We start from the raw sequence: 19,295 nt of genomic DNA, 5'->3' as shown, positions 1-19,295 counted from the left end.
AGGCCCGCCGCGCCGGAATCTACGTCATCGACCGCCCGCCCTACGTCGCGGGAACCAGTCATTGTTCGGTGGCGACCGCCCACCGGCCCCCGGCAGCCTGAGAGCCGGCGCGATCCGCGGCACGGATCGCCGCATCACTGCACCACCAGGGGAGGCACCGTCGTGGTACGCCAGGTACTCACCGTCGATCACAACGGCTCCGGCGAGTACCGGACCATCAAGGAGGCGCTCGCCCACGCCCGCACGGGCGCGGTGATCAGCGTGCAGCCCGGACGGTACGTGGAGAACCTGATGGTGGCCACGCAGGTCACCATCGCCGCCGACGGCCCCAAGGGCAGCGTGGAGATCGCCCCGCGCCGTGACACCGCGATCACCCTGGCCGCCGAGGCGGTGATGCTCACCGATCTGCTGCTGCGCGGCGGGGAGAGCGACGTGCCCGTGGTCCATGCCATCCGCGGCCAACTCGCCATGCGGGACTGTGAGGTGGTCGGCAAGGGCTGGACGGCCGTATGGGCCTCCGACTCCGGCTCGCTCGCCCTGCGGGACTGCCGGATCACCAACCCGGACGGGGCGGGCGTCGTGGTGAACTCCGCCCAGCCGAGCGCGGTGGAGGACTCCGTCATCGAGCACCTGGGGACATCCGCGGTCGTCTTCGTGGACCAGGGCCGGCTCAGCGTGCGCGGCTGCCGGCTGCGCGACGCGCGGGGCAACGGGGTCCTGGCCAACGGGGAGGCCCGCGGCTCCGTCGAGAAGTGCGAGATCTCCTCCACGGACAAACCGGCCGTGGCTCTGGAGGGTTCGAGCAGCGTCACCGTGCAGGACGTCACGATCACGGGGGTGACCGTGGGCGTCTACGTCACCAGCACCTCCCGCACCGTCCTGGAGAACGTCCAGGTGGCCGACACCACGGGTCACGGCATGGTCGTCGCCGCGGGCTCGGACCCCCTGCTGCGCCGCTGCGGCACCGCCGACACCCGGGGCAGCGGCCTGCTCGTCACCGGCAAGTCCCGTGGTACGTACGAGGACTGCGTGTTGCGCACCTCCGCGCAGGCGGCCCTACGCGTCGCCGAGTCCAGCAGTCCGGTACTGACCGGCACGACGGTGCGGGACACCGAGGGCGTCGCCGTACTCCTCGGGGACGAGTCGGTCGCGGAGATCGACAGGCTCGACGTCATCGACGCCGGCGGCCACGGCATCTCGGTGCGCTCGGGGGCCAACCCGCTGCTGCGGCGGGTACGCGTCAACGGCACGAAGGGCTTCGGGATCGAGGTCGCCGAGGACGGCCGGGGCCGGCTCGAGCACTGCGAGGTCGAGAACACCGGTTCGGCGGCCCTGCGCATCGAGGGGCACGGCAACCCGCATGTCGGCAACACCGCCATCCGCGGCTCGAAGCAGGCCGGGGTGTCGGTGGGGGCCCTCGGCCGGGGTTCCCTGCGGGACTGCGAGATCAGCGGTACGGGTACCGAGGGCGTCTCGGTCGAGGACGGCGGCGAGCTGTCCATGACCCGGGTGGACGTCAAGGAGGCGGGCGCCCACGGCATCCTGGTCGCGGCCGGCGCCCGGGCCGCCCTCAACTCCTGCGGATTCGCCGACAGCACCGGCGACGGCATCCGCGTCGACAGCGCCGAACAGGTCACCATCACCGGCTGCGCGGTCCGGGGCAACCGGGGCGCCGGGCTGCGGCACTCGCGTCCGGGCACCCGGCTCTCGGTGGACGGTCTGGTGAGCACGGGCAACGGCGCCGGGGACATCTGGGAGGGCGCTCCGAAGCAGGAGGTCCCCCCGGGCGGCGGGAGCGGGGGCACGGCGGAGGCCGGGGCGGGTGGCGCAGCCCCGGACACGGCGCCGAAGGGGCCGCTCGGCGAACTGGACGCCTTGGTCGGACTGGAGGGCGTCAAGCACCAGGTCAGCACACTGATCAACCTCAACAGGCTGGCCCAGCAACGCGCCAGCCTGGGGATGCCCGCTCCGCCCATGAGCCGCCACCTCGTCTTCGCGGGCCCGCCCGGCACGGGCAAGACCACCGTGGCCCGCCTGTACGGCAGCATCCTCGCCGAGCTGGGCTCGCTCCCCTCGGGCCACATCGTGGAGGTCTCCCGGGCCGACCTGGTGGCTCAGATCATCGGTGGTACCGCCATCAAGACCACCGAGACCTTCGAACGGGCCCTGGGGGGAGTCCTGTTCATCGACGAGGCCTACACCCTGCTCTCCGACAGCAAGGGCTCGGGGGCCGACTTCGGCCAGGAGGCCATCGACACCCTGGTCAAGCTCATGGAGGACCACCGCGACGAGGTCGTCGTCATCGTCGCCGGCTACTCCAAGGAGATGCAGGCCTTCCTGTCCGCCAACCCCGGACTCGCCTCCCGGTTCACCCGGAGCATCGAGTTCATCAACTACACCGTCGACGAACTCGTCACGATCGTCGAGAACATGTGCGCCGCCCACGGCTACCAGCTGGCCCCGACCGCGCGCGAGGCCCTCGCCCTGCACTTCACCCGGATGCCCCGGGACGCGAGCTTCGGCAACGGCCGCGCCGCGCGAAAGGTGTTCGAGGAGATGGTGGACCGGCAGGCCTTCCGGCTCGCGTCCCACTCCGAGATCAGCCAGTCCGACCTCGCGCAGCTCGTCGCGGAGGACGTGGGCGAGGCGGAGGCGGCCATGATCAGCTCGGGTGGCGAGGACCGGCCCGCGGACTCGGAGGTACTGGCCCGCCTCAACGGCATGATCGGACTGTCCGCCGTGAAGGAGGAGGTCGCGGGCATGGTCGACCTCCTCGCGGCGACCCGGCAGCGACAGGCCGCCGGACTGCCCGCGCCCAGGATGAGCCACCACCTCGTGTTCGCCGGGCCTCCCGGCACCGGCAAGACCACCATCGCCCGGCTCTACGCCGACCTGCTCTGCTCCTTCGGGGTGCTCCCCCGCGGCCAGCTCGTCGAGGTGGCCCGCGCCGACCTCGTCGGCCGGTACATCGGCCATACCGCACAGCTCACCCGCGAGGCCTTCGAACGCGCCCTGGGCGGGGTGCTCTTCATCGACGAGGCCTACACCCTCACCCCGCTCGACTCCCCCTCCGACTTCGGGCGGGAGGCGGTGGACACCCTGCTCAAGCTGATGGAGGACCACCGCGACGAGGTGGCCGTCATCGTCGCCGGATACACCGACGAGATGGGCCGGTTCCTGGACTCCAACCCCGGTCTCGCCTCCCGTTTCTCACGGCACGTCACCTTCGAGGACTACACCACCGACGAACTGGTGACCATCGCCGACCGGCACACGCTCGAACTCGGCTACCAGTGCGCCCCCCAGACCCTGGAGACGCTGCGCGGGCTCTTCGAGGCGACGCCCCGCGGCAAGTCCTTCGGCAACGCGCGCCTGGCCCGCCAGCTCGTGGAGACCATGATGACCAGGCAGGCCGGCCGGCTGAGGGGCCTCGCCGACCCGAGCCTGGAAGCGCTGAGCCAACTGCTGCCGGAAGACCTTCCGTTGGAGTCCGCCGCCTCGCGCGGCGAGCGGCAGCGGGTCCTCCAGCACGACGGGGGTGCCCGCTCATGAGCCTGTGGCAGAGCTTCCTCGGCCGCCGCTCGTCCGGCAGCGGCGGGAACGCCCCGGCGGCGGGTGCCGAGAATCCGCCGGCGCCCGAAGGCGCCCCCGGCGTCTACCTCTTCCATCCCGCGCAGGACCCGCCCCAGCACCTGACCGACGCCGCCCACTGGCTCGGTCCCATGGCCCGCGACCACGTGGTGTTCCTCGTGGACAGCGGGGTCGAGGACACCGACTCGCTCCTCGACCAGTTCACCCCCATCCTGGCCGCCGCCGTACGCCAACACGTCGGCCGCGTGACACTGGTCATGGCCGACGGCGCGGGCTCCGGCATCGCCGAGCGGATCACCGAAGCCTGGCCGGTCGAGGTGCTGGCCTGTCGCGGCGTCCCCGTCGTCGGACCGGGCGGCACCCTCTTCACCCACCACGGCTGGCTGCGCTTCGCCGCCGGCCGCGCCCCCGAGGCCTTCGGCCGGCGCTTCCCCGCGCCCGTCTGGCGGGCGGCGTTCTCCCGGCTGGCGGCCGATACGGCCGAGGGGCACCGCATCGACCACATCCCGGCCGGAATCATCCTGCGCCCCGACCGGTACGCGGCGTCCCCGGTGCCGGCGCTCGCCCTGACGGTGCCGATGGAGGCGACCAGCGCGGTCCTGATGGTCGGCGGTCCCGGCGCCGCCGGCACCTCCGCGGAGGCCGTCGCCAGCGTGCTGGCCGCCCTGCCAGACCGGATCCGCCGGGCGACCCGGCTGGTCCCCTGGTCCGGGGACCTGCTGCCGGTGGCCAAGGAGGTCGCCCACCTGCTCGACACGGAGGTGGAGGTCTCGGGGGGACTGCCGCTGCTGCTCGACGCTACGGACGGCGGGGCTCCGGAGTCACGGACCCTGCTCGTCTCCTGCGAAGGGGACCCGACCTGGAACTCGTATGTGGAATCCGTCGTCTGCGGGCCCCTCGACGGTCCGGGCGGGCGTCTCAAGCGCTGGCGGCCCCCCTTCGCGGGCCTCGCCCCCGGGCCGCGGGACGGGACGTACCGGCTCTCCGACGACTGGCAGGTGACGGTGACCCGTGCGGGGCTGTGGGTGGGCCCCACCGGCCAGGACACTAACGCGTGGGAGCGCCCTGTGGAGGCCGAGGTCCTGGCCATCGACGTCGGAGTGCCCGGCGTCGCCACGGACGACTCCCTGCTGCCCGTGCTGGACGGCATGCTCTCCAAGCTCGAGGCCTCGGGCCGGGAACGCGCCATGCTCCAGATCCACGCGGACTGCACCGCCGACCAGCTGACCCAACTGCGCCGGATCACGGTCCGGCACGGAATCGGCCTGGCCCGCCGGGGCTGGCTGGCCGGTGCGGGCTCGAGCGCGTACCTGCCGGGCCGGGCTCCGGCCGCCCCGGAGCCGCCCCAGCGGCAGCTTCCCGCGGCCGTCACCGCCTCGGCGCCCGCCTCCCTGGTCTCCTCCACGGCCCCGTCACTGGCCCCGGCCGAGCCGGCCCCGCCCCAGCCCGTTCCCGAGGCGGAGAGTTCGGAGGCCACCCAGGTACTGGCCCTGCCGCAGATCGGCGTCACCGAGGCTCCGGGCGCGGCCGCCTCCGCCGGCGCCCTGCCGGGCTGGCTGACCCCGGTCACCCCGCTCGTGGCGGCCGAGCCCGCCGTGCAGGCGGCGACAGCAGCGGCAGTGACCGCTCAGGCGGGGCCGACGCCGGCTCCCGCCCCGGCCCCGGCCCCGGCGGCCGTGGAACCCCCGGCACCGGAGGCCCCGGCGCCGGAACCGGTGCAGCCCCCCGCGCCGATTCCCCTGCCGGCGACTCCCCCGTCGGTGGCGCAGGCGCCACTGCCGGGCGGCCCCACCGACCTGCGCACCCTCCTCGGCCCGGCATGGGAGCGGCACCACCAGGCCGTGGTCCGCGCGCTGACCCGCTTGCCGTCCGTACGCAGCCGCGCCGACGACGCGATGCGGTCCGACCTCGTCGCCCTGCACCTGCACCTGACGGGTGAGGCGGCCGTCCTGCCGGAAGGCCGCCGCCGGGCAGCGGTCAACGCCGGCCTGCGCCGGCTCCCCTCGTACCGGGGGCCCGCGCTGCGGAGCACAGGCCCGGGCGCCGGGGCGGAGGATCCCGTACCAGGTACGGAACTGAGCGCCGACGCGCCGATCAGCGCGCTCGCCGCCGACCGCCCGCTGCCCCAGGGCGGCGGGGACCGGTACCTGATCTGGTCGGCGACCGCGCGCCGGATCCGGCCGCTGCTCGACGACGGGGCCGCGAGCACCGACGCCGTCGAGGAGGTCGTGTTCGGCGCGGGGACCCGGCTGCGCGTACTCGGTGTACGGGACGGCCGGGCCGGCGGCCGGCTGGTCCTGCTCCGCGAGCTGCCCGACTCCGCTCCACCGGCCGCACTCGGCGAACTCGACCCCCAGGACGCGCTGTTCAAGGAACGGCTGCTCACCTGGCTCGCGGACTCCGAACCGCGGTGGGACGAGGCGGCCGCCTGGCCCGAGCGCTGTGTCGGCCGGCTGAGGGAGCGCCCCGGTGCGCGGCACCCGGCAGCCGGTCCCGCACCGGTCCTGTCCTGAAGAGCAGGCCCGACATCCATCGACAGAGGAGATTCCAGTGGCACAAGAGGAACGGACCGTGAGCCAGGGCCCTCCGGGCACCCGGTCCGAAAGCGCGGAGCGGCCGAGGATACGGCAGGCGGTGGCCCTGCACGGCGCCACCGCGTCGGAACGGACCGCCTCCGGGCCGGTGTTCGTTTCACAGCCGGCCCCCGCCGAACCGGCACCGCGGCCGGCCGCAGCCGAGCCGACTCCCACCCGCCTGGCCGGGCGCGTCCGCCGGCGCTCCCGGTCCACCGCGGAGGCCCGCCCGGCGCTCCCCACGACGCCGCCGGCCGCACCGGCCTCCGCGCCGCCGGCCGTGGGGGCGGACGAAGGCGGCTCCGCCCCCACGGGCACGGCGGCGGCCGCTCCCACGGCGGCGCCCCCGCGCGCCGCGGCGGACAGCTCGACGCCGCCGACGCGCCAGACCGCGGGCGGGAACGGCGGCCAGGGCGGGCGTCCGCTGATGGCCGCGGCGGCCATCGCGGGAGCCGTACTGGTCTCCGTACCGCTGGTGGTGAGCCAGCGCTCCGACTCCGAACAGGCAACGCACGCGGTCGGCGACATCACCGCCTCCGCCCCGGTCGCCATGCTCGGGGAGCGCGGCGGCGCCACCTGGCCCAGCGCGCAGGGCGGTACGGGGAAGAAGTCCTCGGAGCCCGCCGACCGGCTCAAGCAGCCTCCGGCGGCCCTGCCGTCCAAGACCGCTCCCGGTCAGCCGGATCCGGTGGACACCTCCGCCTACCAGCCGCCGCTGATCACACTCGTCGACGAGAAGGCGATCGGGGCGGCCAGGGCAGAGGACCGGAAGGCGGCCGGCGGCCGGCCGGACAGCCCGCTCGGGGCGAACCCGCCCGTCCGGAGCGACGACGTCGGCGGCGGAGAGGGTGGCGACAGCCCCGGCAGGAAGCCCAAGACGGTCCTGGCGGTCTCGGACACGACGGCCGACCCGTCGGCGGGCCCCGCGGTCCAGCACACCGCTCTCTCCGACACCGGGACGAGGACCGCGACCCCGCCGGCTGCCGCCCCGCCCGTGAAGGCCGCCGCTCCGGCCCCCGCACCCGCCCCGGCCAAGGCGGCCCCGGCCCCGGCCCCGGCCCCGGTCAAGGCCACGGAGACGAAGGCCACGGCCGTACCCGCCATGCCGACGTCGAAGGAGGGTCAGACCAAGGTCCTGCACGGCACCTACGTGATCGGGCGCGGCAAGTCGGTCGCCACCAACCGCATCTCGCTGACCATGCAGCAGAACGGCAATCTGGTCATCCTCGACGCCAACGGCCGGGCCCGCTGGTCCTCGGGCACCTCCGGTCGCGGAGACCGCGCGGTGTTCCAGGGCGACGGCAACCTGGTCGTGCTCGCGGCCGACGGCACGACCGTCTGGTCGTCCCGCACGGACGGGAACCCGGGGGCCGAACTGGTCCTGCAGGCCGACGGAAACGTCACGATCGCGGTCGGCGGCAGGTTCCTCTGGGGCAGCGGCACCCAGTACTGATCGCGGCGCTCACCCGCGGAAGGAGGAAGGCCTCCGCCCGGCAGCTGTTGCCGGGCGGAGGCCTTCACGCTGTGCGGGCTGACGTACCGTCACAGAAGCCCCCGGCGTAGCGCGTACGCCACGGCGTGCGGGCGGTTGCGCAGGCCCTGGCGTTCGAGGATGCGCTGGATGATGGCCTTGATCGTGCGCTGGGAGTAGTTGAGCCGGGCCGAGATCTCCGCCGTGCTCAGTCCCTCCGCCAGCAGCCGCAGCACGTCGAGTTCGCGCGGGTGCGAGCCCGCTCCTCGGGCGGCCGCCCCGTCCGCCCCTCCGGCCTCCGCGATGTCCCCGTCCGTCGCGCCGGCTCCACGCGGTCCGTGCGCCTCGTCGGGCCCCTGCTGCGAGTCACGGCTGTAGAGCAGGGCCCGCACAAGGATCTCGGCGTCCGCCTGGGGGCGGTGGATGAGGCCGACGAGGCCGAGGGCCTCGGCCCGGGCCCGGTCGGCTTCGGTGATCGAATCGGCGACCAGGACGACCGGCACGCCGGGCAACCGGGCTTCGGCCACTGCTCGGCGGATCCCGGTCAGGGTGTCTTCGTCCACGCCGAAGGCCAGCGCGAGGACCGCCTGGGTCCGCGCGTACTCCTCGGCGGCGAGCACCTCGACACGGGCGTCCTGCCCCAGGCAGGCCGCCATGGCGAAATCCGTGATCGGATCACCGCCGACGACCCTCACCAGCACCGGCACCACGGTCATCCCTCCCCTCCGTCCCTCATCCATCACCGCGCGCGAGGCCCGCAGCACGGGCTCTCCTCCCGGGCGGCCGCCGAGCCGTTACAGCACACCGGACTTGATGGCGTGGGCGACGGCGTGCTGACGGTTGCGCAGGCCCAGCCGGTTCATCATGCTGGTGATCACGCTCTTGACGGTCCGCTCGGAGTAGTTGAGCCGACAGGCCACTTCGGCCGTGTCCCATCCGTCGGCGAGGAGCCGGAGCACGTCGATCTCGCGCGGGGAGAACGCACTGGCGGCCGGCGAGGGCCCGCGCGGCGCGAGGGCGCCCTGTTGCGCCGTGTGCATCCGGTCGATCAGGGAGCGGATGAAGCTGCCCGGCAGTTCCGCCCGGCCGGCCCTGCTCGCCAGCACGGTGTCGCGCACCTGGGCCAGGGTGGCGGTGCCCCGTGTCATGAAGCAGACGAGGCCGTGATCAAAGGCCCGGACGAGCTTCCAGTCGTCGATGTCGTTGGCGACGAGGATGATCCGCATCTCCCCCACCCGCGACCGCTGCGCCGCCCGCCCCATCCACTCGATGACCTCGTCGGTCACCTCACCGGCGATCACGAGCAGGACCTCTGCGCCCGTCTCCCTTCCGGGTGCCAGTAGTTCGATGTCCTCGAAGGCACCGAAGTACAGCTCCACACCCCTGGCCGTGATGCTGTCCGTGGCGTGCACCGCAAGGGTGAGTGCCGTCCGGGTCGTTCTCTCCTCGGTCAGAATGTCGGTCGGCATGTCGATCCCCTTCCCCATCCCGTCACGGTCGATCGCCGTGCACACGAGGTCAACACCATCGGCATTGTATAGATACGCGTTAGGTAGGGGGAACTACCTGAACCAAGCACGATCCCAGCCAACTGCCCAGACCGGTGGTTACGTGTTGCCTAGCCAAACGGTTCACCGAACCCTCCCCTGCTGCCCCGGTGGACACACGTCCTGCACAAAGGGGACGGGCTCGGGCCGCCGATGCGGGGATCCCCGGATCCGCCTGTTGTGCTGAATGCGAACCGACAGGAACACGAGGCAAGGGGGCGAACATGATGGAGTCCGCTGAGGCGAGGACCCCCCGGCAACTGGTCGGCAGGGAGAAGGAGACGGCCCGACTGGACGCCCTCGTACACGGGCTGCCGCACGGGGACGCCGACCAGGTGTTGACGCTGCACGGCCGGCCGGGCATGGGCAAGACCGCTCTCCTCGACGGCTGCGCGGCCGGGGCCCGGGCCACGGGGGCACTGGTGCTGCGGGCAGCGGGCGTGCGAACCGAGATGCCCTTGCCGTACGCGGCACTGCACCAGGCCCTCTGGCCCATCCGGGACGAGCTGGACCAACTGGACGAGCTTCCCTGCGCGCAGCGCACCGCACTCCGGTCCGCCCTCGACACCGGCGACACCTCCTGCGTCGATGTCTTCCGCCTCTCCACGGCGGTCCTCGCCCTGCTCCGGCACTCGACCCGGGAGCGGCCCGTACTGCTGGTACTCGACGACATCCACTGGTTCGACCCCGAGAGCCGCGCGGTGTTCGGCTTCCTCGCCCGCCGGCTGACCGGCACGCGGATCTCGCTCGTCGCCGCCACGGCGGACAGCGCCCGCCCCTTCCTCGACGATGCGCGGACCGCCGAGTGCCCCGTGGGCCCGCTGTCCCGGAGGGACGCGGCGGCGCTGCTCGACGCGCGGCACCCCGCGCTCGCCGCCGAGACGCGGCGCAGGATCCTCGAGGCCTCCGACGGCAGCCCGCTGGCGCTGGCCGAACTGGCCGGGGTCCTGTCCGAGGCGCAGTTGGCGGGGCGCGAGCCGCTGCCCGCCTTCCTGCCCCTCAGCGAGCCCCTCCGCAGGGTGTACGGAACCCCGGTGGAGGCCCTCCCCGAGGAGGTACGGGAGTTGCTCCTGCTGGCGGCCCTGGAGGCGCACGGCAGTACGCGCACACTGTGGGCCGCCTACCGCCACGGCTGGGAGGCCGCGGGCGAGGCGCTGGTGACCGCCGAGAACGCCGGCGTCCTGCGGGTCTCCGGGGAGCGGGGGCGGCTCGAGTTCACCGAACCCCTGCTGCGTGCCGCGGTGGTCGCGGCGGCGGCGCCCGACCGGCTGCGGGCCGCACACCGGGCGCTGGCATCCGTACTCGACCTCGAACCGGATGAGCAGGTACGGCACTTGATGGCATCGGCCGTAGGGCTCGATCCCACCGCGGCGGGCGCGTTGGCGGCCGGTGCGGCCCGCGCGGCCCGCCACGGCTTCGCACACCTGGCCCTCACGGCGCACAGCCGGGCGGCCGATCTGTGCGGGGGCTCCCCCGAACGCGCCGAACTGCTGGCGCTCGCCGCCCACAGTGCCGGGCGTGCGGGGCGGTTCGCGCTCGCGGCGGAGCTGCTGGGTCAGGCCTCGGCGGGGGCGGCCCGGCCGGAGGGCCCGGCCTTCGCCCTCGCGCAGGCGCAGCTGCTGGCCGAGCGGGACGGCGACAGCCGGGCCTCCTTCCACCTGCTCCTGGGCGCCTTCGACTCGTGCGGGGACGCGCCGGGCGGCGACTGCAGCCCCCGGGGCGCCTGGCGCGACGAGCTGCTCACCCGGATCTTCTCCCTCGCCGTGGTCTCGGGCGACGCGGAGCAGTGGCACGCGATCGCCTCCAGGCTGAGTACGGGACCGTCCTGGGCCCGTCTCGCCAAGGAGCTGTCCGCTCCGCTCGCCGAAGGGGGCCCGTGGACCCCGGCGCGGCTGGACGCGGCCGTCAAGGACCTCCCCCCGGACGCCGGCAGCGCCGAGGTGCTGCGGCTCGCCCACCTCTCGCTCGCCTTGAACGGCCTCGGCCCGCTCCGGGACCGGCTGCGGCGGGTGGTCGAGGCGAGCGACGAGGGGGGTGCCGTCACCGACTGCGCCGACGGGCTCGGCATCCTCGGGCTCGACCTCCTCCTCGGCGGCCTGCGGGAGGATGCCGAAGTGGCGACCTCGCGGATGCTGCGGCTCGCCGAGGAGCACGGACTCGTACTCGCGGCCCGGCGCGCCAAGGCGCAGTCGGCCCTGATCGCGGCGGCACACGGTGACGCGGGGACGGCGCGCGCGCTGGTTCGCGAGCTGACCGCGGTAAACGGCCTGTCGGGGCTCACGTCCCTGATGGTTCATCAGGCGAGTGCCTGGGCAGCCCTGTCCGAGGGTGCTTACGCCGAGGCCTACGCCCATGCCCTGCGGGCCTCCGGGGCGGCTGCGGACAGTGCCGCCCTGTCCCCGCTGCACCCCTGGGTCTTCCTGATCCTGGTGGAATCGGCCGTACTGACCGGCAGGACCCACGAGGCGCACATGCACCTGGCGGCAGCCCAGGCCGCGGGACTCCCCCACCGCTCGGGCCGACACCTCGTCCTGGTCGCGGGCGCGCGCGCCCTGCTCGCCCCGCCGCAGCAGGCGGAGTCCCTCTTGGAGGCGTCGGTGGGCTCCCCGGAGCGGGAGCAGCACCCCTTCGAATGCGCCCGCCTGCGCCTGGCCTTCGACCGCAAGCGCCGCACCTCCGGCGGCGTCAGTCGGGGTGGCAGTGGCGGCGGCGTCCTGCAGGCCGAAGTGCGCACCGATGCGGCCACGGCCGTCATCCGCCGACCGCAGCGTGAGCACGAGCGTGCGGGGGTGGCCCCACTGCTGCCGGTACCCGCGGGTCCGACCGGCAATCCGGCCGATCTCACCCGGCAGGAGCTGCAGATCGGCCGGCTGGCGGCATCAGGCCTGTCCAACAAGGAGATCGGCCGCCGGCTCTACCTGTCCCCGCGCACCGTGAGCACCCACCTGTACAACCTCTTCCCCAAGCTCGGCATCAGCTCCCGGGCCTCCCTCTACCAGAAGCTCTCGGAGCTGGGCTACCAGGAGGGGAGCCGGTCGGCCGAAGCGGGCCGCTGACAGCGCGACCCGGCCGGCGCTCGGGCATCACGCGGCGCGGCCGACCGCCCCTCCAGAGCTGTGGACGCTGATCGTGTCGGCACCCCAGCGCCCCGAGCGCAGGCAGGTCAGGCCCTCGCCCGCGAGGTGCGGGGCCAGGCGCTGGATCCGGGCCCGGAGCGCGGGCAGGCTCATGGGGCTGGCCGGGGTGCCCAGGAGGCGTCGGATGTCGTGACAGCACACCGGTCCGCGCAGGGAGCACAGCACGTCCAGCAGGAGGGCCTGGGTCCGGAAGGACGGCGCGGTGGCGGCCGGTACGGCGCCGGCCGCGGCGGGCCTCCCGGAGCGCCGCAACCAGCGCAGGTCGGCGCCCAGACGTGCGGCGAGCACGCCGGGGGACTCGTCCCGGTCCAGAACGTTGAAGGCTCCCGCCTCGAGCAGGGCGCGCACCGCCGCCCCGTCCCGCCGGGTGGACACGACCACGGGGTTCAGCAGACTCAACGAGCGTACGCACCCCGCGAGTTCATCGGGCGGGCAGACAACCCGGCTGTCCAGCAGGGTCAGTACGCCGCGCAGGAGGCCCAGGCGGCCGGTGGCGGCCTGCCCCCAGCTCCGGAAGGCGAGCGGTACGGCGCTCCCCCGGCGGAGGCGGTCCTGCCAGTCCGGATCCTCATCGAGCTGGACCACTACCACCCCGGGCGGCGCTTCACCATCCACCCGGTCCACCCGTCCGGAACGCCCCACCGCCACACCCCACCATCCTCAGCACACGAGCGGATACCCAGCTAGTTACATGTTAGGTATCTGGCGTGTGCGGCAAAGGCCACTGCAAGGCGAACATCCCCTCGGACATGGAATGTTGCCCCATAGGGCGCACCTGAAGGGCAGCGCGGTCGCAGTCAGCCGTTCGGATCCACGCCGACGGCGCGGGCCGCCCGTCGCGGCCGGTCACGGAGTACGCACAGCACCGGGTCCGGGTTCACGTGGTGGACATGGGCCTTGCCACGGACAACCCGGGACAGGCGCTGGCCATGCGCGTGGAGCGGCTCGGCCTTCACGTCACCAGCGTGATCAACAACGCCGGGTTCGCCACCTTCGGCGCCTTCCACCAGGCGGATCCCGTACGGCTGCGCCGGGAGATCGCCGTTGACTTGACCGCGGAGGGGGGCATCGCGTGCTGAGCCGGGGCGGGATCATGCGGTCGTCGGTGGCGATGAGGTACCAAGCCCGCTTGGTTCGCCGGCCGGCCGGGGCACCGCGCCGCCCAGGGCGTCCATCAACTACGCGTTCAGGCACCCGGGTTGTGAAGACTGCCAGCCGAGCCCGTTGCCCTGCGCGACGGGCCCCGGTGTCATCATTGATCGTGACCGCTGCGTACTGGACAGGCGCGGCTCATGTCCCGAGGGTGATACGAGACTGTCGGCCAGGCCCGTGGCCCCGGCGAAGGGCGAGAACGGACCGATGAATGTGACCGTCGGCGGCGGCATCGCCGGATTGACCTGTGCCCTGAGCCTGCACGCCGCCGGCTTCGAGCCACACGTGTACGAAGCGGAGCGGAAGGTCGAGGCGGTCGGCGTGGGGACCAATCCGCTGCCGCGCGCCGTCCGGGAACTCTCCGAACTCGGCCTGGACGGCGAGCTGGACTCCGTCGCGCTACCCCCGCACGAGCCGAGCTACCACGACCGGATGGGCCAAGTGCTCCGGGAGGAGCCGCTGGGACGCGCGGCCGTCGACACCCGGGTCCTGGCCTGGTGCCTGGCTCGGGACGACGCCCCCGTGGCCGCGCTCCGCCGCTACGAGCGGATGCGGCTGGGGCGGGCCACCGTGACCCAGGTCAACACCGACTCGTCCTGCACGGTCCGTGCCATCGCAGCTGATCGGAAGTGACTCCATGAGTGAGACGGACCGACCCGGTTTCGGAGAGGTGCTGCGTGGCCATCGCCGCGCGGCACGGCTGACGTTGGAGCAGCTGGCCGAGGTCTCGGGCGTCAGCGCCCGGACCCTGTCGGACATGGAGCGCGGACGGAGCAAGGGGCCTCAGGCCCGGACCGTGACCGCCCTGGCGGACGCGCTGAAGCTGGACGGGAGCGGCCGCGCGAGGCTGATCGAGCTGGCGCGCGACGGGCGACTGCGGGACCACTGGACTCGGCGCAGCGGCTTGTGCGAACTACCCCGGTCCGTCGAGGACTTCACTGGCCGCGACGAGGAACTGATCTGGTTGAGCGAGCTGGTGTACGCCGAGAGTTCGCCGGGTGTCGGTGTGGTGGGGCTCATCACCGGCTCCGCCGGCCTGGGCAAGACCACGTTCGCCGTCCGTGCCGCGCATTCCGTGCGATCGAGCTTCCCCGACGGGGTGCTGTTCCTCGACTTGTTCGGCATGTCCCAGCAGCCCCTGACCGCCGATGACGCGTTACGGCTGCTGCTGCGCGCACTCGGTGTCGCCGACCAGCACGTCCCGGGCGATCCCCACGAACGCGCCTCCTTGTACCGGTCGCTGCTGAGGGACAAGCGTGTCCTGGTCGTCCTCGACAATGCCGCCTCGGAGGAGCAGGTGCGTCCGCTGCTGCCGGGAGGGGGCGCGAGCAGGGCGCTGATCACCACGCGGCGGTTGCTGGCGGGTCTGGAGGGGGTCCGCAGACTCGCCCTGGGCCCCCTGCCGTTGCCGGACTCCACGGAACTGCTGGCCGGGATCCTGGGCGAACGTTCCGCGCGCGACGAGGAGTCGACGCTCGCCCGGCTCGCCGAGTTGTGCGGTGGGCTGCCCCTGGCGCTGCGGATCATCGGGAACCGGCTGCTCAGCCGCCCCGACTGGGACGCCGCCCAACTCGCCGCCCGGCTGACGGACGAAGAGCGCCGGCTCGAGCAGTTCAAGGCCGGTGACCTCAAAATCGCCAACGCCTTCGGCATGTCGTACGAGCAGCTCGCGGACTCCACGCGCCGGGTGTTCCGTAACCTCGCCGTGGTACCCGGCCGGGACCTCGACGCTGCTCTGACGGCCGTCGCCGGCGGGATGCCGATCGCAGCCGCCTGGGACGCGCTCGACGAGCTCGTCGACCTGGGCCTGCTGCAGGATGGCGCCGAGGGCCGATACCGCTTCCACGACCTCGTCCGCCTGTTCGCGCGCGACCGGCTCCAGGACGAGGAGACCGCGACCGGGCGCGAGACGCTGGCGGAGAGGGTGACGTCGTGGCTGCTGCGGATGGCCACGCTGTCCGGACGGTGGTTCGAACCAGGTTACGGCCGTCCCGACCGGCCCGACGCCGATCTCGCCGTCCTGATCTCCGAGGAGGAGGCCGACGGGTGGCTGCGGGTGAACGTGGACAACTGGCTGGGTGCGATGCGGGCCGCGGCAGGCAGCGGCCGGCACTCTCTCGTCCTCGACTGCGCGGAGTCGATGCACTGGTTCTCCGACCGTTGGGCGCACAGCCCGCACTGGCAGGAGGTCTTCACGCTGGGAGCGGAGGCCGCCGGCGCCCTCGGCGACCTGACGCAGCAAGCCACCCAGCTGAACTATCTGGCCTGGGTCCACTCGGTGCCGCCCAGTGACCCGGAGGCGGTGCTTCGGTACGCGGCCGAGGCGCTGGAACTGGCCACCCGGGCCGATGCCACCGCGCAGATCGCCTGGGCACACGAGTACACCGCCGAGGCACTCCTCCTGCTCGGCCGACACGATGGGGCCATCGAGTCGTCCTCCCGGGCAGCGGAGATGTTCCAGACCATCGGCGACATCGACTCCTACGTCCAGAGCAACGCCGCCATCGCCAAGTGCCTCTTTGACGAAGGGCGCTACGCCGAGGCTTTGGATCGCTACCTCGGACTGCTCGCCGTGCTGGACGATCCCGAGTCAGGGATGACACCGAGCGTCGTCGTGCACAGTCGGCCATTGGCGCTGCTGCGCATCGGCTCCTGCCTCCGACACCTCGGCCGTCGTGCGGAGGCGATCACCGCGCTCAGCGAGGGAATCGACCTCGTGGACCAGCTCCAGGCGTCCGACTACCGGCAGGCGGACGCCCTTGAAACGCTGGCTTCCCTGCTGGCCGGCGAAGGCCGGACCGACGAGAGCCGCCGTACGTACACACGGGCTGCCCGAGTGTACGAGTCAATCGGTGACATCGAGGCGGGCAGCCGCTGCCAGGCCCTGGCAGCCGCCGTTTCCTGATGCCGGAGGAACGCCGGACAGGCATCGGGGCCTGTCCCTCCAGACCGGAGACGATCACGACAACCATCAAGAACATCGTGCTCGTGCACGGTGGCTTCGTGGACGGATCGGGCCGGCATGGGGTCTACGACCACCTGACCGCCGATGGCTACCGGGTGGCCGTCGCTTTCGTTCGGCCTCGAAGTGGTGCGCTTCGAAACCGGCGAGCGCCTCGGCTACGGCGCGGCAGTCACCCGGCACCTCACGAACCTCGTGGTGACGGGCATCCCGGTGTTCTGTGTCGCCAACCTCTCATCGATCAACCTCAGCACCGATCGCCGGGGCATACACGACAAGTCCGCCGGCAGCGCGGTGATCCACCGGCGTCAACGGTAGGCAGTCGCCTACCGGGGCAGAACGCCGGGCCCGCGCAGCCGGGCCGCGCCGGGGTTCCCCCGGCGCCAGGCCACGTAGACCGGGCCGACAGTCGCCAGCGCCCCGGAAGCGGACTTCTCATCCGGGACGTCGCGGTGCGGCCATGGCTCATCGGCCACCCGAAGCAACGGCCCACCCACGGAACTCTGCTGGACCGTCGGCTCCCCCGGTGCGAGCCCGGGCACAGCTACGACGATCTCCTCCACGCAGGGCCTGGTGTTGTACGGCAGATCCACGGGGCCGGACCGGCGAGCGCACTGTCGAATCCGGGCGGGGAGGTGCGCAGGGTGTCCAGTTGGAGGGCCAGTCCCCGCCATCCGGGCCTGCCGGGAGCCTCTTCGTACACCAGGTCGGCGCCATCGAGCCGGCTCTCCAGAAGCCGGACCCAGGCCCAGAGGAAGCCGTCGACCGACTGATTGGTCGAGCTCAGTGCTGCAGGTGTGCGAGGAGATTGCCCGTCGCACGCGGTCTCGCAGTCGGCCGACAGCAGCTGGAGGAAGGCCGTGAAGTCCTGCCGGGACTCCACCTGTCGCCAGGAGCCGATCTTTCGGCGTAGGGACACATCGTGAGGTTCCGAGCCCCGCCGGCCTCCGTCGATGACGGCGGCGATGTCCGCCAGCCACTGGGCGACGTCGGCAGAGACGTCGTGGCGTCGGCTGGCCCAGAATGGCCGTGAGGTCGAGGATCTCGACGAGCTGAGGCCGAATCAGCCTGCTTCATTGGTAAGTGTTTGATATAAGGGGAAATATGCGGGTTTGGTCGCGTTCAGTTCGACGGACTCCATCTCGGACCAGACGCAACCAGGAGACCCATGTCGAAGGAACGCATCAGCCTCGATGACCTGCTTGCCGAACAGAGCACACTCCGCGCCACCATCGAACGGGTCTTGGGAGACGACGACCGCGTCACGGCCACGCCGTTCATCGCTGGCTCAGGTTGCGCCTGCGCTTACGCGATCACTATCGCCAAGGACAGCATCGAATCTCTGAGCATTACGGGTGAAGTACACGACTGTTGCGGGAAGAGGCTCCGCGTTGTGGAAGTGGAGTTCACTGACGCAAGCGTTGCTGACATCTTCCGGCAGCTGAGCGAGTCCTCCGCGAGGTCGACGCCGAACCCACGGCTCGGACAGCGACGAAGCGTGGGGCGGTTCCGGTCAAGGCCTCTGGAAGACCCGGACCGAAACCCAGAATTTGACCCGCACCAAGAAAGGGTACGTCAGTGTGAGGACCTATTCGAGGCATGCTCGATGGGCTGTGAATTCTATGAGTACGAGATCGACAGAATCCGGTGCCAAGACCATTGCTACAACAGGAGAAGGAGGTACCTCGGCTACTAGGGCCTATGTGATGTCATGATCAGTTGCTGGGTTCAACCTTCTTCTTGGAACGGAACCCGGTAGGACATTGGTCGTGACACGCAGGCAACTCACCAATGTTCAGTGGAAGTTCATCGAGCCCTACCTGCCGATCGGCAGGTTCGGCCCATACCCCGAACGACTGCGGGATCAGTTCGAGGGGGTGATCTGGCGGTTCCGGTCCAGCGGCCAGTGGCGGGAGATGCCCTGCGAGTTCGGGCCCTGGGCCACCGTCTACGGGCGTTTCCGCGTCTGGCGGGACGCCGGCGTCTTCACTGCTCTGCTGGAAGGCCTGATTGCCGAGGCGGCCCGCGCGGGGAGAACGGACTTGTCGCTGGTCAGCGTGGATTCCACGACGGTCCGCGCCCACCACGACGCCGCCGGGATGCGTATCGGCAAGGACCTCATGGAGGTCCTTGAAGTGGCTGCGCGCGAGCAGGAGAAGGCCCGGCAAAAAGGGGCGGAGCGGAGGAACAGAACGGACAGGCCGAGCGTCGACGTGTCCGACGCCGACGCAAGCTCCGTCTGACGGAACCCCTGCTCGGCAGGTCCCGTGGCGGACTGACCAGCAAGATTCATCTCGCCTCGGACCGCAGATGCCGTCCGCTCGCGTTCGTCCTGACCGCCGGACAGGCCGCGGACAGCCCGCAATTCATCCCCGTGCTGGGCATGGTGCGGGTCCGCCTGACCGTCGGCCGTCCCCGCACCCGGCCCGGCGCGGTCGCCGCGGACAAGGCCTACTCGTCCCGCAGCAACCGCGCCTACCTGCGCAAACGCAACATCAAGGCAGTCATCCCGGAGAAGAAGGACCAGGCCGCCAACCGGAAGAAGAAGGGCGCGAGAGGCGGCCGGCCCGTCAGCCACGACGCCGAGATCTACAAGCAACGGAACACCGTCGAACGCCTGATCAACAAACTGAAGGCCTGGCGCGGAATCGCCACCCGCTACGACAAGGCACCCGAGAGCTACCTCGCAGGCCTCCACCTCCGCGCCGCAATGATCTGGATCGACGATCTCCTCAAGGCCACCGACTGATCACAACCTCACACAGGCCCTAGTACTCCAGCAGTACTTTGTGGCTTGACCTGGGGAAACGTCGAGCGGTGGGAGTGTAGCGGGCAGGTTGTCGTCACGACCGGCTTCTGCCC

13 protein-coding genes and 1 pseudogene are annotated in these 19,295 nt (G+C 72.1%); 10 read left to right on the top strand and 4 right to left on the bottom strand.

Going from position 1 to position 19,295, the window contains the following annotated elements:
- Positions 1-162: 162 nt before the first annotated feature.
- From AB0O21_RS36505 to AB0O21_RS36495, 3 genes are read left to right on the top strand one after another with little or no spacing between them, the layout of a single operon-like run.
- Entirely contained in the window at positions 163-3,552 is a 3,390-nt protein-coding gene (locus AB0O21_RS36505) for a right-handed parallel beta-helix repeat-containing protein (protein WP_365178975.1), read from the top strand.
- The gene (locus AB0O21_RS36500) at positions 3,549-6,104 is read left to right on the top strand and encodes a hypothetical protein (RefSeq protein WP_365178972.1); all 2,556 of its coding nucleotides are present in this window, start codon (positions 3,549-3,551) and stop codon (positions 6,102-6,104) included. The genes AB0O21_RS36505 and AB0O21_RS36500 overlap by 4 nt, the downstream gene beginning before the upstream one ends.
- Positions 6,105-6,162: 58 nt before the next feature.
- Complete coding sequence (locus tag AB0O21_RS36495) at positions 6,163-7,617, top strand: hypothetical protein (protein WP_365178969.1); 1,455 nt, start codon at positions 6,163-6,165, stop codon at positions 7,615-7,617.
- Positions 7,618-7,706: 89 nt separating this feature from the next.
- Here the strand turns inward: AB0O21_RS36495 and AB0O21_RS36490 are convergent, their stop codons facing one another.
- Entirely contained in the window at positions 7,707-8,351 is a 645-nt protein-coding gene (locus AB0O21_RS36490; RefSeq protein ID WP_365178966.1) for a LuxR C-terminal-related transcriptional regulator, read from the bottom strand.
- A gap of 78 nt (positions 8,352-8,429) precedes the next feature.
- Entirely contained in the window at positions 8,430-9,104 is a 675-nt protein-coding gene (locus AB0O21_RS36485; RefSeq protein ID WP_365178963.1) for a response regulator transcription factor, read from the bottom strand.
- A 302-nt stretch (positions 9,105-9,406) separates the two neighbouring features.
- Here AB0O21_RS36485 and AB0O21_RS36480 point away from each other — a divergent pair, with 302 nt between their 5' ends.
- Positions 9,407-12,238, top strand: coding sequence for an AAA family ATPase (locus AB0O21_RS36480; RefSeq protein ID WP_365178960.1), 2,832 nt, complete (start codon positions 9,407-9,409; stop codon positions 12,236-12,238).
- 27 nt (positions 12,239-12,265) lie between these two features.
- On the opposite strand, the gene AB0O21_RS36475 is transcribed toward AB0O21_RS36480, so the two are convergent.
- Complete coding sequence (locus tag AB0O21_RS36475; protein WP_365178957.1) at positions 12,266-12,934, bottom strand: hypothetical protein; 669 nt, start codon at positions 12,932-12,934, stop codon at positions 12,266-12,268.
- 275 nt (positions 12,935-13,209) lie between these two features.
- Between AB0O21_RS36475 and AB0O21_RS36470 the strand changes: the two genes are divergently transcribed.
- From AB0O21_RS36470 to AB0O21_RS36455, 4 genes are all read left to right on the top strand, one after another.
- Positions 13,210-13,398, top strand: a complete 189-nt coding sequence (locus AB0O21_RS36470) for a hypothetical protein (RefSeq protein ID WP_365178954.1) — start codon at positions 13,210-13,212, stop codon at positions 13,396-13,398.
- Positions 13,399-13,678: 280 nt separating this feature from the next.
- The gene (locus AB0O21_RS36465) at positions 13,679-14,104 is read left to right on the top strand and encodes an NAD(P)-binding protein (RefSeq protein WP_365178951.1); all 426 of its coding nucleotides are present in this window, start codon (positions 13,679-13,681) and stop codon (positions 14,102-14,104) included.
- A 4-nt stretch (positions 14,105-14,108) separates the two neighbouring features.
- Positions 14,109-16,376, top strand: a complete 2,268-nt coding sequence (locus tag AB0O21_RS36460) for a tetratricopeptide repeat protein (protein WP_365178948.1) — start codon at positions 14,109-14,111, stop codon at positions 16,374-16,376.
- Positions 16,377-16,520: 144 nt separating this feature from the next.
- Positions 16,521-16,751 (top strand): RDD family protein, encoded by a 231-nt coding sequence (locus tag AB0O21_RS36455; RefSeq protein ID WP_365178945.1) that lies wholly within the window; start codon positions 16,521-16,523, stop codon positions 16,749-16,751.
- Between the two features lie 226 nt (positions 16,752-16,977).
- Here the strand turns inward: AB0O21_RS36455 and AB0O21_RS36450 are convergent, their stop codons facing one another.
- Complete coding sequence (locus AB0O21_RS36450) at positions 16,978-17,352, bottom strand: hypothetical protein (protein ID WP_365178942.1); 375 nt, start codon at positions 17,350-17,352, stop codon at positions 16,978-16,980.
- A 249-nt stretch (positions 17,353-17,601) separates the two neighbouring features.
- Here AB0O21_RS36450 and AB0O21_RS36445 point away from each other — a divergent pair, with 249 nt between their 5' ends.
- Complete coding sequence (locus AB0O21_RS36445; RefSeq protein ID WP_365178940.1) at positions 17,602-18,129, top strand: hypothetical protein; 528 nt, start codon at positions 17,602-17,604, stop codon at positions 18,127-18,129.
- Between the two features lie 73 nt (positions 18,130-18,202).
- Positions 18,203-19,182 (top strand): annotated as a pseudogene (locus AB0O21_RS36440) (IS5 family transposase).
- The last annotated feature ends 113 nt before the right edge of the window (positions 19,183-19,295 follow it).

It is taken from the genome of Streptomyces sp. NPDC091371 (genome assembly GCF_040684275.1).
Classification (GTDB): Bacteria; Actinomycetota; Actinomycetes; order Streptomycetales; family Streptomycetaceae; genus Streptomyces.
Note: the sequence above shows the minus strand (reverse complement) of the source record. Positions and strands in the feature narration are given on the sequence as shown.